General features: G+C 54.3%; 9 protein-coding genes. All 9 read left to right on the top strand.

Annotated elements, in window-relative coordinates:
- Positions 1–108: 108 nt before the first annotated feature.
- Complete coding sequence (locus tag OSH04_RS11550; RefSeq protein WP_266108511.1) at positions 109–2298, top strand: type I secretion system permease/ATPase; 2190 nt, start codon at positions 109–111, stop codon at positions 2296–2298.
- A complete protein-coding gene (locus OSH04_RS11545) occupies positions 2288–3547 on the top strand; it encodes an HlyD family type I secretion periplasmic adaptor subunit (protein WP_266108510.1) in 1260 nt (419 codons plus the stop codon). The genes OSH04_RS11550 and OSH04_RS11545 overlap by 11 nt, the downstream gene beginning before the upstream one ends.
- A 119-nt stretch (positions 3548–3666) precedes the next feature.
- Positions 3667–5376 (top strand): Mur ligase, encoded by a 1710-nt coding sequence (locus OSH04_RS11540; protein ID WP_266108509.1) that lies wholly within the window; start codon positions 3667–3669, stop codon positions 5374–5376.
- 2 nt (positions 5377–5378) lie between these two features.
- Complete coding sequence (locus OSH04_RS11535) at positions 5379–6266, top strand: alpha/beta hydrolase family protein (protein ID WP_266108508.1); 888 nt, start codon at positions 5379–5381, stop codon at positions 6264–6266.
- Positions 6263–8086, top strand: a complete 1824-nt coding sequence (locus tag OSH04_RS11530) for a hypothetical protein (protein ID WP_266108506.1) — start codon at positions 6263–6265, stop codon at positions 8084–8086. The genes OSH04_RS11535 and OSH04_RS11530 overlap by 4 nt, the downstream gene beginning before the upstream one ends.
- Positions 8083–11154, top strand: a complete 3072-nt coding sequence (locus OSH04_RS11525; protein WP_266108505.1) for a CapA family protein — start codon at positions 8083–8085, stop codon at positions 11152–11154. Before OSH04_RS11530 ends, OSH04_RS11525 begins: the two co-directional genes overlap by 4 nt.
- Positions 11155–11240: 86 nt before the next feature.
- The gene (locus OSH04_RS11520) at positions 11241–13283 is read left to right on the top strand and encodes a Mur ligase family protein (protein WP_266108504.1); all 2043 of its coding nucleotides are present in this window, start codon (positions 11241–11243) and stop codon (positions 13281–13283) included.
- A 4-nt stretch (positions 13284–13287) separates the two neighbouring features.
- A complete protein-coding gene (locus OSH04_RS11515; RefSeq protein ID WP_266108503.1) occupies positions 13288–14184 on the top strand; it encodes a D-alanine--D-alanine ligase in 897 nt (298 codons plus the stop codon).
- Between the two features lie 613 nt (positions 14185–14797).
- Positions 14798–15643, top strand: a complete 846-nt coding sequence (locus OSH04_RS11510; RefSeq protein WP_250757208.1) for a MurR/RpiR family transcriptional regulator — start codon at positions 14798–14800, stop codon at positions 15641–15643.
- The last annotated feature ends 13 nt before the right edge of the window (positions 15644–15656 follow it).

Here is a 15656-nt window from a genome sequence, read left to right as displayed (position 1 = left end):
TGGGCTGTAAAGCCCAGTGCTTTTCTGTCTGTGCAGACCTTTTCTCACTGCCCTGTATGCAGGTCAATGACAAGACGTTTGACTGTTGTATTTCTCAAGGATGAATGCATGCCATTGCAGGACGCCGTATCTGTTGCCGCAGCCCCCGAGGCCAGGCCCCAGGATTTGTATAAACCCTGGATTGACGCTGTTCTATCCATAGCCAGGCATTACCGTCTGGATGTCTCGTCCCAGAATCTGGAGCTGACAGCCAATTGGTTGAAGACGCGAGACATTGCCTATGTGTTGCGTCGCCTTGCGAAAGAAGCAGGCTTGTACGTCAAACCTGTCACCTTAAGTGAAAGCGATCTGAACATCTGGCGCTTGCCCTTGCTGGTGCAGCTGGAAAACGGCCAGGTCGGGGTGGTTGAGCAGATTAATGAAGGCGGTTTGCTGGGTATCCGTTATAGCGGCGATGAAGGGCTGCTTAGCGAAGTGGCGGTTGCGGATCTGTTGAGCAATGTACGGGCGGCGTTTGTGATGCGGCCCATTCATGCCGTGGCCGATGCCCGCGTGGATGATTACGTCAAACCTTTTGAGAGGCATTGGCTTAAGCAAATTGTTTTTAGTGACTGGCGCCCGTACTCCCATTTGTTTGTGGCCTCTTTTTTGATCAATGTGTTGGGACTGTCCGGGATTCTGTTTACCCGACAGGTCTATGACCGAGTGATTCCGGCCGAGTCCTATCCGACCTTGTATGTGTTGTTCAGCGGGGTGATGGTGGCCCTGGTGTTCTCTTTTACCTTCAGGATTGCCCGCAGCAAGGTAATTAACATGCTGGGCAAGCGGGCGGACTTGCGCATTTCTGATCGGGTATATGGTCGTGTGCTGCGTATCCGTAATAGCGACCGGCCGCAATCAACCGGCAGCTTGATTGCCCAGGTGCGCGAACTGGACAGCATTCGTGAAATGTTGACCTCGGCAACAGTGACCTCCTTGGTCGATATTCCGTTCTTTTTGCTTTTTTGTCTGGTGTTCTGGTATCTGGCGGGCAGTCTGGTCTGGGTGCCGTTAGTGGCTGTGGTGTTGATGATTGTGCCTAATTTGCTGGCGCAACCACGCTTGCGCCAGTACGCCAGTCAGTCCGCGCGCGAGGCCAGTTTGCGCAATGCAATTCTGGTGGAAGCCGTGCAAGGCTATGAGGACATCAAGACCACGCAGTCCGAACTGCGTTTTCAGAATCAATGGAATAACTTCAACGCGGCCAGCGCGGATGTGGCTTTGAAATTGCGGTCCTTAAATAGCTGGTTGAGCAGTTGGACGAGCGCGGTGCAGGGTTCAGTGTTCGCGGTCATTGTGATGTTCGGTGCCTTCAAGGTGATTGATGGCGAACTGAGCACCGGTTCGGTGATTGCCGCTTCTATTTTGGGGACACGCATGTTGGCGCCCATGGCCAAGCTGACGGGCGTTCTGTCCCGTTGGCAGCAAACCAAGGTTGCCATTGGTGCGATCGACAAGCTGATGAGCTTGCCCACCGACGATGACGCAGTGGAGGAAGGGCGCATTCATGTTGCCAATGTTCGTGGCAACTATGTGTTCAAGGATTGCCAGGTCAGCTACCGCTCCGACAATCCCACTGTGGCTTTGTCCATCAAAGATCTGCAGATTCGGGCGGGTGAAAAAATTGGCATTTTGGGACGTAACGGGGCGGGTAAATCGACTTTGCTGCAAGTGTTGTCCGGTCTGCTGATCCCGTCTGAAGGCACCGCCACGATAGAGGGCGTCAGTCTGGCGCATATCGATACGGCAGATTTGCGGCGTGATATGGGCTTGCTCAGTCAGAGCGCATCGTTGTTCTACGGAACCATACGCGACAACATTACCTTGGGTGCGCCGCTGGCCAGCGATCAGGACATCCTGAAAGCTCTGACCATGACCGGTGCCATCGAGTTCATTCAACGTTTGCCTACCGGCCTTGATCATGTCTTGACCGAGGGTGGGAAAGGCCTGTCGGGCGGACAACGTCAGGCTTTGCTTTTGTCGCGCCTGATTCTGGCCAATCCGGATGTGGTGTTGCTGGACGAGCCTACTTCGGCCATGGATGACGCCAGCGAGCGGCACTTTATTCGTCACCTTCATCACTGGGCACAAGACAAGACCCTGGTTATGGCCACGCACAAGCTGCGCATGCTGGAGTTGGTGGACCGGATTCTGGTGGTTAGCAACGGCAAGATCGTGATGGATGACAAGAAACAAGTCGTGCTGGACAAGCTGGCTCAAGGCGCAAAGAAAAAGCAGGAGCCCGCCAATGACAACTAAGAACTCAAACAAGCCCAAGAGCTCGGATAAGTCGGATCACAGTCTGGACGCGGTTTTGCTCTTTGACCCCAATCGGGATCAGCACCAGTATCAGGACGATGTAAGCGAAGCGCAGATTGTGCGCTCCAACCGCATTATCTGGTTCTTTGGTTTGCTCCTGGTGGTGTTGATTGCCTGGGCCTACTTTGCGGAGTTGACAGAGGTTTCCTCGGGAACCGGCAAGATCATTCCCAACTCGCGTGAGCAGGTTATTCAGTCCCTGGAGGGCGGGATTATTTCCCATCTCTATGTGCGCGAGGGCGACATTGTGGAGCCGCAGCAAATTCTGGCTCAGCTGGATCTGACTAAAACAGAAGCGAACGTCGGTGAAAGCGCGGCCAAACATAGGGCGGCAGTAGCCAGCGTGGCACGACTGGAAGCCGAAGTGAACGGCACCAAGTTGAGCTTCCCGGAGTCCTTGAACGAGTTCCCCTCGTTGATTCAGGCCGAAACGCGCTTGTACAACACGCGTCAGGCTGGCTTGAATGAGTCCATATCAGGCCTGAGGCAGTCCTTGGGCATTGTCAGCGAAGAGTTGCGCTTGACCCAGTCGCTTGCTAAAGCCGGGGCTGCCAGCCATGTGGACGTACTCAAGCTGCAACGTCAGGTGTCGGAAATTCGTTTGAAGATTACCGAGCGCCAGGCCGAATACATGGTGAAAGCACGCGAAGAGCTGGCGCGTGCCAAGGCCGAGGCGGACTCTTTGGAAGAGGTCATTCGTGGACGCTCGGACTCGCTGTCCCGCCTGACTTTGCGCTCGCCCGTGCGCGGTGTGGTGAAAGATATCGAAGTGACGACGCAAGGTGGGGTGATTCCACCCAATGGCCGCTTGATGGTGATTGTGCCTATGGAAGATCAGTTGCTGGTGGAAGCACGTATCTCGCCGCGCGACATTGCCTTTATCCGGCCAGGTCTGGAAGCCAAGGTCAAAGTCACAGCCTATGACTACTCCATTTATGGCGCCTTGAATGGCGAGGTGGTGACTGTGTCACCCGACACGATTCAGGACGAAATCAAACCCGAAGTTTTTTATTACCGCGCTTTTATCCGTACCACTGATGACGCCTTGGTGAACGAGAAAAGCGGCATTCGTTACCCCATTGTGCCGGGGATGATTGCCACGGTAGACATCAAAACGGGGGAGAAAACGGTTTTTGATTATTTGATGAAGCCGATTACTCGGGCGCAAGAAGCCATGCGGGAGCGCTGATATGAAGGAAGCCTGGAATAGATGCGTGCCTTCAGCCCTTAGCTTGGCAGCAGAGTGCGGCTGGCATTTTCACCATTTCAGTGCTGCGATTTCTCGCTTATCACGGACGAGTTTTAACAATGATGAAATATGACATGGATGTGCAGGACAACGCGGTAGCGGGTGCCGATTTGATCGCTTTTGAAACTCGGCTGGCAAGTCTAAAAGCGGCCCTGACGGGTAAGTTCAGCCTATTGGATGCGCCCTTTCCGGCTGTCACCCTGGTTTTTGCGGTATCTGATGGTACCGCTAGAGCCGTTACGGCGCAGGGAAGCGGCGCGGATTTGGATGCTGCCTGGGATCTTGCGACAGCGGCGTTGAAAAAGATCATGACTCGGCGCAAGCTGCGTGGACGCTTCCTGCGTGTTGATTGGGTCGAAAAAGCTGAAACATGGACTTGGGATCTGTTACGTAAGCGCTTGCGCGAGGTGAAGAGGAACTATTGCCGCAAGGGAATTGCGCTGGATCGTAGTTTTAGTCGGCTTTTCCTTGAGATGGAGATAAATGCTCAGGCCATGCTCTATGGCGGCAATCAGGTCAGTCATTGTGTTCTGAACGAAAATAACTTTCAGCTAGCCGCCCAGCAGAAATATGGTGTTGGCACCACCGTTGATTTCCAGGGAGATGGTGAAGTCTATATTCTGGAGACTGCGGGTCTGTTCTGCGGGGAAGATGGGATTGTCCATGAGCTCTATGGCAATGGTCGCAATGCAGGTCGTCGCAAGATCGAATCGCTTGATGATGAAACCCTGGCCGATATCATCAGGAATTCGTCAGATTTTCTGGCGCGTCAGGTCGGTAAGGATGGTCGCTTCGTCTATGGCTACCATCCTTGTTTTAACCGCCAGATCCCAGCCTACAACGCTTTGCGCCATGCCAGCACGACCTATTCGATGTTGGAGGCCTGGGAAAAGACGCGGAAGCCAGAGTTGCTTGCGGCGATTGAACGCGCTCTTGATTATCTGACCACCCAGTTCATCCGAGACTGCGACGACAAGGCTTTTGTGGTCGATACCGGCAATGAGATCAAACTGGGAGCTAACGCCACCGCCATCCTGGCAATGACGAAATACAGCGCCGTGCTTGGCTCGGACCGCTTTACTGCGTTGATGGAAAAGCTGGCTCTGGGAATCTTGCATATGCAGGCGCAGGACGGCTCGTTCACACATGTACTGACATGGCCCAGCCTTGAGGTGAAAGAGAAGTTTCGCATTGTTTATTACGAGGGAGAGGCTGCCTTTGCCCTGATGCGGCTTTACAGCTTGACGAAAGACGAGCGGTGGATCGGCGCGGTGGAGAGGGCATTTGGCCACTTCATTGAAAAGGACTACTGGAAACATCATGACCACTGGCTCAGCTATTGCACTAACGAGTTGACGCTCTACCGTCCCGACTTACGCTACTTCCGTTTCGGGATCCAGAATTTCGAGGGCTATCTGGACTTTGTTCTACAAAGGATTACGACGTTTCCGACCTTGCTGGAACTGATGATGGCTGGGCGCAAGATGCTTGACCGTCTGAAGGCTATGCCCAATGGAGCAGATATTCTGGCCGGGCTGGATGAGGCGCGATTTGATCAGGCGTTGCACTTCCGTGCAGCTTATCTGCTGAACGGGCACTTCTGGCCTGAGTACGCGATGTTCTTCCGCAATCCAGACCAGATTCTTGGTTCTTTTTTCATCCGCCACCATGCGTTCAGGGTGCGGATTGATGACGTGGAGCACTATCTTTCGGGGCTGGTAGCTTATGCGGGTTTGTTGGAGGCCAGGGCTTCAGGAGACGCAGTCTGATCATGAAACGCCTGATCATTTCTATTGCCCTGTTATTGCTTTCAGCGGCCCACGCCTGGGCAGAGCAGGCTTTGTCCTGGGGCGGGCAGCCCTCAAAAGATCGTTGCGATTTATCTGCAGGCGGAGTCTGGACGGAATATGCGGGTGGTGTCGCGTGCCTGCGCTATTTCGTGGGGGGAGAGATCGACGGTGCTCCAGTGGTCATTGTTGTCTTGCGCGGTGATCGTGATACTTGGCTGAAGCGCGATCCGCAGGATATTCCCCAAAACACGGCCAGCGCTCAGACAGCGCTGGCGCGCTCGCTCTCTGAGGAGATGGGTTTTCCAGTTGTTGTGATCTCGCGCCCCGGGACATATGGTGCTAGCGGAGACCACCGTCGTCGGCGACAGGCCGAAGAATTTCTCGCGATTGACGGTGCGTTGGACAATATCCGGGCCGATCATCGGATAGGGCGCTTCGTGCTCTTGGGACATAGTGGGGGGGCAACGGCAGGTGCTGCGTTGCTGACGATGGGGCGCGACGATATTGCATGCGCAGTGCTGACTTCAGGGGCTTTCGGCCTGCTGGAACGTGCTGAAGTTCTGCGCGAGACTGCCGCCAAGCCGTCGCGCCCAGGCCTGGATACGACCGGATTGCGGGCTCCCTATGATCCGCTGGATCATCTGGACGGGGTAGTGGTAGATCCAACTCGTCGCATTGTCATATTGGGCAACTCACATGACCGGGTGACGCCTTTCTATCTGCAGAAACGTTTCTATCAGGGGCTACGGGCTGGGGGGCATCGGGTGGAGTTGCGCGAGGCAGATGCCAGCGCTCCCGCTTATCACAATCTGACGGGCAAAGCGGGGCCGCGTGCGGCAGAGGAGTGTGCACGAGAGGTCACTCCGTGATTGCGGCACTGACCCAAAGGGCGAAGAGCCAGGTGTTGGCGGTGTGGCCGCCTTCTGTTTTGCACTGGCTATTTCGAATTGGACGGGTTGTACAGGCCGAACTGGCCTGGCCTTTGCCGGTTTACATCTTACTTTTCATCCTGTCAAAAATTACCCTGCTGCTTGCGCTGCTTTTGCCATGGAATATTCTCGCTACGCTCAGCCTGGGCCAGAGTTCCTTGCGACTTGAAATGATCTTCGGTCAGCTCGCTTCGGGTGTCGTTGTGGCAATTCTCATGGCGCTGGTTTTGGTCTGCTTTGGTGTGCATTTGGCCGCCGAGGCGCTAGGGGCAGAGATGTGTGAACGGGCCTCCGCGACCATTCTTGATCGGCATAGCAAGCTTGGCTTGTCCGAATCCCTGCGTAGCAACGCCGTCAGTGATTATCGTCGGATACTCAGGCTGTTTGCCATGCTCGCCTACAGCACCATCGCAGTGGTTCTGATCGGGATCGGCTATCCAACCTTACTCATTATTTTGGTTGGCTATGTCATTCTGGGAGCCTTGGTGGTGGCTATGTTGCCGCCAGCATCCCCGCAGGGAGTTTCGTCAGAACTGCGGGGCAGGGCTTGGTGGGGGACAGGTTTCATTTGTCTGGTTGGCTGGGTCATCCATGACGCTTGGCGCGGCACTATGCCATCTTTTTGGTCCGTGTTCTTTTCGCTGCTACTCGCCCGCCAAACATTAATTTTCTTGATGATGTCTGCGTCTACTCTTGGTGTCTTATGGCGCCGTCGAGAGCGTGTCGAGGCCCTATTTGTGGCGGACCGTCCTTTCATGACACAGAGCCGTCAGGAGGCCGGGCTTACCGAATTGTTGACAGAGGATCGTCGAGATGCCTGGCTGTCGCCTTTACTTGCAGAAATGAGCCCGGAGCGTCTGTCACTTGATTTGGCGGCAACGCAATGGACTGAGCAGGGCAGGGTCGCCTACCTTGTCGCGCGTCCTGAAAATTCCGGTGATGACCATAGTCTGATGATCCGTCTTTTCCATCGCTCGGTGGTTGGGATGGGACACCATGAGGCTGAACTTCTGGCCCATGGTACCCAGAATTGGCCGGCTCCGACGTTAATTGGAAAGCGTGATGTCGCCGGTAATCTCGCACTGATATTTCGCTGTTGGGGGGGGTGCGAGTGGGCTCCTCCAATGATGAATCGCAACGACACGCTGGCTTTGCGTGGGCAAATTCTGGGATGTGAGGTCCCTGACGATCTTGCCATGCGCTATTTGAGATCCCGGTCGCGTCTTCCGGATAGGGCTACTGCGATTAACTGGCCGATGTTTTCGGGGATGGCGAGAACGGCCAGCGAGGTCGCTGATTGCACCAGGTTAGAGGCTGCTTGGCCGCAGTTGATGCAATGGTTGCGGCATCGGCCCTCGCAGATCGTACTGCCAAAGATGGCGGCGCGCCGTATGGCGCGTGGTTCTAACGGGGGACGGCTGATCTGCAACTGGACGCTCTGGCAATGGGAGCCTCTTGGATTTGACTGGCCATGGTGTGAGCGCCCGGAACAGGATTTGCGGCAATGTCTTGATGTGGCAGCGCAATTGCGTCCATCGTTAGCAGATTGCCTGGTCGAGGATGTTTTGCTGGTTGCAGTTGTGGCCAGCTTCACAGATCGCAGTGACATGGGCGCTTTCAGTGCAATGCTCGATATGCTTCTACCGCTTGTAAATGCGGTTGAGCGCTGTGGACTGCTGTATGTTGATGCTCGCGAACATGCGGGCGATGCTTACGCGCATGGGCCAACTAGGCCTCTAGCGCAGGAGGAAGGTAAGTGAAAAAAGCGCGTATGAGTAATAACAACAAATCTGAACGGACCGTTACGATTGCCTGGGGGGGGGATGTGAATATCGGTCGGCGATTTCATTATCGGTTTGGGGCCGCCAATGCTCGGAATGCTCTCTCCCGAATTAAACCGTTGGTAGAAGCTGATCTCGGCATTGTGAATCTTGAATGTGTTGTCGCCACCAGCGGCACGGAATGTGTCGACAAGGGAGAGAGGTCTTCCTATTATTTCCGTGCTCGCCCCGAGATGATCGACACACTGATCCGTGGTGGCGTCGATATCGTAGCGACAGCCAACAATCACAGTGGTGATTACGGCCCTGACGCATTGGTAGAGCAAGGTGAGTGGCTTGATGCTGCCGGTATTGGTCACGCAGGGTCGGGGCGCACACGGGAAGAAGCGTTTCGACCCGTTTTCCGTCGCGCAGGGGGGCTGGATGTCGCTTTTTTCGCGCTGGATGCGACACAGAAAAGTTTTGCGGCGGGCGAGGATACGCCCGGCACCGCATGGCTAGACCCGAAGCGACCACAGGAGTGGGCGGAAATCATGGCTCCGCTGATTATCGAGGCCCGGAAAAGGGCCGACATTGTCCTGGTTGCGATGCATTGGGGCGCGAACAACCTCCATCAGCCCGACACCGCCGAGATTGCAGGTGGACATGCCCTGATTGACGCTGGCGCAGATGCGGTGCTTGGCGCGTCGGCGCATCTGTTGCAGGGCATCGAGATCTATAAGAATCGTCCGATCCTACATGATGCCGGGGATTTACTCTTTGATGCGCTGACGCGACCCGACAAGGACAGTGGCATTTTTACGCTGGAAATGGACCATCGAGGCGTGACGGGAGTGCGCTTCTTGCCGCTCGAGGTAGGATTTTGCCGTACATTGCCGTTGGCGCCAGAGGCGGCGGCCGAGGCGCTGAGCAAGTTTTCAAAGAAATGCCTTGCGCTAGGCACAAAGTGTGAAAGCACACGAGAGGGAGAGGCTTATGTAATGCTTTCTCCTCCCAGGCGCGCGCGTCTCCCCGCTCGTCCGGCCCCTACATTGCCGACTGCAGGACCAATTTCGGCGCTTCGCAAAGCGCGCCCAGAATGGTTGGCCGACGAGGTGCCGGCGGATGCCCGTCTGGTAGAGCCGTTACGCATCGGACCGATGGAGCTTTTGGGCCTGCGCGTTTCACCTGAGCATCTGAATCGCATCGGGCTGATCTCTGTGGAATCCTGGTGGCGTGTCCCTGATGCCGTCGATTGCGACTGGCGCATCGACTTTCGTGCAGAGCCAGCCAAGCCCGGACCGGTCGGGGCCTGGGGGCTTGGGTGCTCGCATGATCCTTGTGATTGGATGTGGCCTGTCAGCCGTTGGGAGCCGGGCCAGATCTATCGTGATTTCTACACATTGCGGCCCTCCGCGGTCCGCAATTGGCTTGATGAGACGTTGACACTTTCGCTGGGGTTGGTGAGCTATCTCGGGAAAACGGAACGCATCCAATTGCCACACCAGGTGCGGTTCGAATTATCGCCCAAGGCAGGTTTTGCTGTGCTTCGTGCCTACCCTGCTCAATATGAAGTCCCCGCGCTTGAGACGATCAGCCCTACACCGGAAATTCTCTGGACGGCAGATCAAATTGAAGAAGTGACGGGGGGCACATGGCTGGTGCGTCCACCCGAAGGCTGGTTTGTGCGCTCGGTGACCCAGAAGCCCGGTCAACTCAGGAGCGAGGGTATAAAAGAGCCGACACTTCTTGCCGCTATTGATCAGCGCATGGCGATGCGGCACGAATTATCGGATTTCACTGCTGGGAAATACTGGGATATCCGGGATCGCTTGCCGATGTTGCAACACAAGCTTGCCGGAGCGATGGTGACACGTCCCGTCGAGGGCCTGAAGCCGGATTTTCCTTTGCTACAGGTCTCGGATCCTCTCCATGCCTTGATCCAGCTTGGAGCTGTCGCGCGAAACCGGATGAAGGGCCATGTTGTTGCCGTAACAGGCAGTGCGGGAAAAACTTCGCAAAGTCTGATGCTCTCAGCCGCTATGAGTAGAGATCGGAAAGTGGTTAGTAACCCCATACTGAACTACAACTCGCGTGTCGGTATCCTTCATTTGCTGGCGAATACACCGGCCTCTACGGATGTGGTCGTGGTCGAAGCAGCCGTCACCGCCATCAATGCACCGAAATTCCAGAATATTCGTCTTGTGCGCCCTGATATCGGGATCGTGACCAATATCGCACCTTCGCATATAAGTGGACCGGGATTGGGGCTGGATACGGTTGCGCGGCGAAAGGCGAATATTGTCGAGGGTATCAATCCGGGCGGGACCTTGCTGCTTAACCGGGAAATAGAGTTCTACGATATTTTCCAGCAACGAGCAGCTCAGCGTGGCGTACATGTCATGACCTTTGGTCAGTCCGAAGATGCGGATCTGCGCCTCCACCACTACGATCAGACCAGTGGCCGCGTTGAGGCAGCTCTACCGGATGGCAGACAGTTGACCTACCACCTTGCCGCGCCAGGCTTGCACATGGCGATGAACAGCCTTGCCGCAATCGGGGTGCGGTTATTACTGGGTGGTGATTTGGACATCTTCCTTGAGGGGCTGACAGCTTTTCAGCCTGCCGCGGGGCGTGGAGCGGTATCTCAGGTCGAATTCGAGGGGCGAAACCTCACGGTTGTTGACGAGTCCTACAACGCAAATCCGGTTTCGATGAAGGCTGCCATTTCAACATTCGGCAAAATGAAAGTCGAGGGCCGTCGCATCCTCATCCTTGGAGATATGGCCGAACTGGGGGCGGACGCCGCGCGTTACCACCGGGAACTGACACCACATATCCAGGGAATACAGGCTGATGCGATCTTTCTATGCGGAAGTTTGATGGCAGAGTTGCAGGATGAACTCAACGCCCATGGAAATACTCCTTTAAACACGCATTACAAGAGCGTTGCAGACCTGATTCCTGATCTTGCAGAAAAGCTGAAATCTGGCGATTCAATTTTGCTAAAGGCATCAAATTCAGTCGGGATGGATAAAGTTTTTAGACACCTTTCAAGTTTGAAGTAGTGGGCGTTTAGCCACTCTTTTGGCCCGTCATAGGACGGGAGATTGCATTAACCGCAAAGAGCCTGCAGAGATTAAGGATTTTAAAAATGCCGGGATATTATATTGAGCGCGTGTGGGATGGGGAGGCGCGGCGCTCTAAGAATGATCTATACCGCATCCAGCCAGGGGCGTTTGTTCAATTCATTCTGAAACTGGAAGCCACGATGTCCGGTCGTGGCCAGGAGGTTTATCGTGATAGCGGTCGCTTAAACCGGCTGAACCTATCGGATATTCCTTATGATGGCAGCCAGACGGTGTCAATGATCAGTGAACAGATTCCGGGAGGTAGCCGCAGAAGTGCAGCTGTGGTTCTTGCAAGTATCTTGCATGGCGGTAGCTCGCATGCTGTCAAGCATATCAATGCGTCTCTTGTGAAAATGGGGCTGGGTAATACCAATCTGCGCAATGTGCGAGGGTTGGACGATATTGATCAGTTCACCTGCCTGCGCGACATTGTGCAATATTTTTCGTTTCAGCTGAAAAATGGGTCTCAGGAGACACAAGACTGTGTCCGATCCATGCTATGCGAAGACCTCAATCTCGGAGGATCTCACCGAGTTTGGCTGGCTTTGAAAGGTCAAGGGCGGCACGAATCACTAGTGGCTCATTATGGCTTCGAAAAAGAGAAGCACAAGGAGGTGTTAGCCCGTGTTCGATCTGGGCAAACCAGTGGCCTGGTTGATGTCAACCTTCTTGATATGCAAGGGTTTATCTCCACCAGTGGCGGCAATTTGATTGGTTTTGCCACTGGCAGCGATTTTGGGGGCGTGACGTACCACCCCGACCGTTTGCGCAGGAACTCGGTTGCTGTCATAGCCGAAGGTGTTGGCTATGGCCTTGATCGTTCCCAGAGATTGGAATTTCAAAGATCGGCCAGCCTTACCATTGGGATCGGAAGCGACCCTGTATCGCCTGCAATTCCTCATTTGCAGGTGAAAAATGTCACGCAGACTTTGCGGCGTGTTGCTCGGGTAGCCCGAGATAGGTTCTCGGGAAAAGTTTTCTGTGTAACTGGAAGCGCAGGAAAAAGCACCACGTCTTCACTGATTGCAAAGGTTCTCGAAGGTGTTCCTGACGCTGGAAGAACGCATATGACATTCAACAACGGGAATCTTCTATTGGGGACATTAGAAACCATGATGACCGTGCCAGCCGATGCGAAGAATATCGTTGCAGAAATAGCAGCAGGGCGAGTTAAAGAGTGCAGCGATATATGCCGACCCGATGTTGCCGTGGTCACCAACGTGTCAAATGCCCACCGGAAGGCCTATAAGTCTCTTGAGGACATTGCGCGGGAGAAGGCTGGCGTATTCTCTGGCTTGAAAACGGGGGGTGCTGCAGTGATTTGCCGAGACAGCGATTGCTATGAAATATTTCATGACGAGGCTAGAAAATTCACCTCGAAGATAATCAGCTATGGCACCCACCAGGATAGTGACTGGCGCATGCTTCATTACGATTCACAGAATGGTGCTCTGAGAATATCTGTGGCTGGTGCCGAAATTGACATTAAGTTTCCTGCCGTTGGAGAGCATATTGCCGTCAATGCGGTCGGAGCAATGGCGGCGGTTTCCCATCTGTACCGTGACTGGAAGCTAGCAATCTCTGACCTGGCTGGCTGGTCTCTTCTTGATGGCCGAGGCAGGGCGCACGATATCACTCTGTCCGATAAACGGACTATTCGCATTATTGATGAGTCTTTCAATGCGGCGCCGGGGGCGGTCATCGCTGTTCTTAAAACGCTGAATGAGCGCCCAGCCGTAGGCAGACGGATTGTCGTGCTCGGTGACATGCTTGAACTGGGAGATGCCAGCACCGATTGTCATATGGAGGTGCTCTCATTTTTGAATCGTTCCAACATAGATATGGCGTATTTTGTTGGGGATGAGTACCGAAAAGCACTTCAGCTACAAGGCTTTGAAAAGCCTCACATCTGCCATGAAGAGGCAAATGGAGTCCTCTCGGATTTGCTTGCGTATGTACGTCAGGGAGACGAGGTGACTGTCAAGGGAGCGCATGCAACGGAAGTCCATTCGATTGTGCGTGAAATCCGCAATCTTTCAGTGCCCAATATTCACTTAGGAAGTTAAAAAAATGGATTCCGTCGTTGCAGTCTTGATGGGGGGCAATTCCTCCGAACGTTCAGTGAGTATCGCATCAGGTAAGGCATGTGCCGAGGGCCTTTCTGCAGCTGGTTATCGTGTGGCACAGTTGGAGGTCTATGACAACGTAGCCGAAAAGCTGCTGCAAGTACGCCCAAGCGTCGTGTTCAATTCACTGCATGGAACCGGTGGGGAAGATGGAATTGTTCAAGGGCTTCTGGAAAGCCTTGGCATTCCCTATACGCATTCAGGCGTAATGGCATCGGCGTTGGCAATGCACAAAGTTAACGCGAAGCATGTGGCTGCCGCTCACGGCATTCCTGTCGCGGACGCAATAGAGGTTACCGCGTCAGAGGCGGCAGCGGCGCATGTGATGCAGCCACCTTACGTTCTGAAGCCTGTTTCTGATGGGTCGTCTTGTGGCGTACAGATTATTCGCGCAGGTGATGCTCCGCCGGTTCTACAGAGCGAAACAGCGTCTTTGATGGTCGAGCGGTATGTCGCCGGTCGTGAATTGACGTGTGCGGTCATGGGCGGCGAGGCGATTGGCATCACAGAGATTGTGGTGGAGGGTGGGGCTTGGTACGACTTTACTGCTAAATACGCGGTTGGAGGCTCAACACATATATGCCCAGCGGTGCTGCCGTTGGACGTTGAAGAAAAGATTCGGCGCTATTCGGAGACAGCACATCGTGCTATTGGCTGTCGCGGCGTGACGCGATCGGACTTTCGCTACGATCCTGTGACGGGCGAGCTTATCTGGCTCGAAATTAATACTCAGCCAGGCATGACGCCAACGTCATTGTTGCCGGAAATTGCGGCTTACCAAGGTATTTCTTTCCAGGATCTGGTTTCATGGATTGTCCAGGACGCCTCTCTTAATCGTTAGTGTATGGTTGCCTTTGCCATTAGGGCGATGCGTGATAAGCCAGCCACTGCTCGCCGGGTTGGCTTATGGTCAGCGGGGGCAGGGTGGCCGTCAGCAACATCGCCTGCCGTGATGCGACAGGCCTTGCAAGAGGCATCCGCGTATCGACGTGAGCTGTTGGCGCTTGATGTTGAGGATGCCATGCTGGCTTGCCAGATTTATGCGCTCTGGTCCCGAAGTGTGGCCAAGAATCTATCCATGGCCGATATTCTGATTACGCGTTGTTGGTCTTTACTGCCAGCAGAATAGGTCCACTGAATAGGCGTTTTGTGGCTTCTGCTGGCGGCTCTTGTACTGAAATTCCTCTTACCAAAGCCCAATATGAAATTTAAATTTCATATTGGGCTTTGCGATTTCACTTTCAGGTGGCAGAAACTTTCCAAGCAAGGGTTTACACCTTGTTTTTACCTGAAACCCTTATTTAAAGCCGTTCTTGGCGGGCTTCGATCTTTCCTGTTTTTCCCTTTTTTCTATCTCCAAGGGTAAATACGGAGCCAAATCATTGCGTCCATAATTGAAATTAAAATTTTATTAAGTATTATGTGAAAAACAAATTTCAATTTTGGGTTGTGTCATGGTCATCAAAGATTCGATCCTGGATATTCTCGATGTCCTGCCCAGCGCGGAGCGGCGGTTGGCCGATGTGGTCCTGTCTCATATGGGGCAGCTGGCTACTTACTCCGCCCAGGAACTGGCCGAGAAAGCAGGTGTATCGGCGGCTACCGCGGTGCGCTTTTTCCGGCGTTTGGGTTTTAACGGTTTTAACGAGTTCCGGGTTACGGCTCGCGAGCAAATGGGTGATGGCGCTCCTTTCAAGCGTCTGCACTCCATGTCCAGCAGCGGTATTCAGGCCGATATGTCGCCGTTTATCAATGCGGACGTACAGAACATTTCCACCACCTTCCAGAACATTACTGAACAGCATCTGGACAACTTCACCCAAGCCGCCCTGAAAGCACGACGCATCTGGGTGTTTGGTTTCCGCAATGGCCAGATCCTGGCGTGCTACGCCCACTCTTTACTGCAGCAGTTGCGCCCGGATGTGCATCTGGCGGTGGGCACGGTGGCCCATCTGACCGAGCAACTGGCCGATGTGGAAGCAGGGGATCTGGCCCTGGTGATGGATTTTCGTCGTCGCTCGGTGCTCCTGCCTTCCTTGGTGGAGCATCTGCGGGGCGAGTCAGTGCAGATGGCTTTTTTGACGGATGGTCTGGAAAGCTCCTTGCTGCGGTCGCAAGACATTGCTTTCACGGTGGCGACGCGTGGGGAGTACTTGTTTGACTCGCATACCGGCACGCTCAGCCTGATCAATTATCTGGTTAGTCGGGTAGCGCTACAGGCTGAGACGCAGGTGGCGCGCAAGTTGCAGAAGATTGAATCCATCCATCGCAGTTTTCAGGACTTGAAGTCCAATAATTAAACCCATAGAAGTG

The organism is Alcaligenes nematophilus, from assembly GCF_026344155.1.
GTDB lineage: Bacteria > Pseudomonadota > Gammaproteobacteria > Burkholderiales > Burkholderiaceae_B > Alcaligenes > Alcaligenes phenolicus.
This window is presented reverse-complemented; position numbering and strand designations above follow the sequence as displayed.

Excerpts from the sequence above, each read along its gene's own strand:
- OSH04_RS11550 (WP_266108511.1), top strand. The coding sequence starts at position 109 with ATGCCATTGCAGGACGCCGTATCTGTTGCCGCAGCCCCCGAGGCCAGG.
- OSH04_RS11520 (WP_266108504.1), top strand. The coding sequence starts at position 11,241 with ATGCCGGGATATTATATTGAGCGCGTGTGGGATGGGGAGGCGCGGCGC.
- OSH04_RS11515 (WP_266108503.1), top strand. The coding sequence starts at position 13,288 with ATGGATTCCGTCGTTGCAGTCTTGATGGGGGGCAATTCCTCCGAACGT.
- OSH04_RS11545 (WP_266108510.1), top strand. The coding sequence starts at position 2,288 with ATGACAACTAAGAACTCAAACAAGCCCAAGAGCTCGGATAAGTCGGAT.
- OSH04_RS11510 (WP_250757208.1), top strand. The coding sequence starts at position 14,798 with ATGGTCATCAAAGATTCGATCCTGGATATTCTCGATGTCCTGCCCAGC.
- OSH04_RS11540 (WP_266108509.1), top strand. The coding sequence starts at position 3,667 with ATGATGAAATATGACATGGATGTGCAGGACAACGCGGTAGCGGGTGCC.
- OSH04_RS11535 (WP_266108508.1), top strand. The coding sequence starts at position 5,379 with ATGAAACGCCTGATCATTTCTATTGCCCTGTTATTGCTTTCAGCGGCC.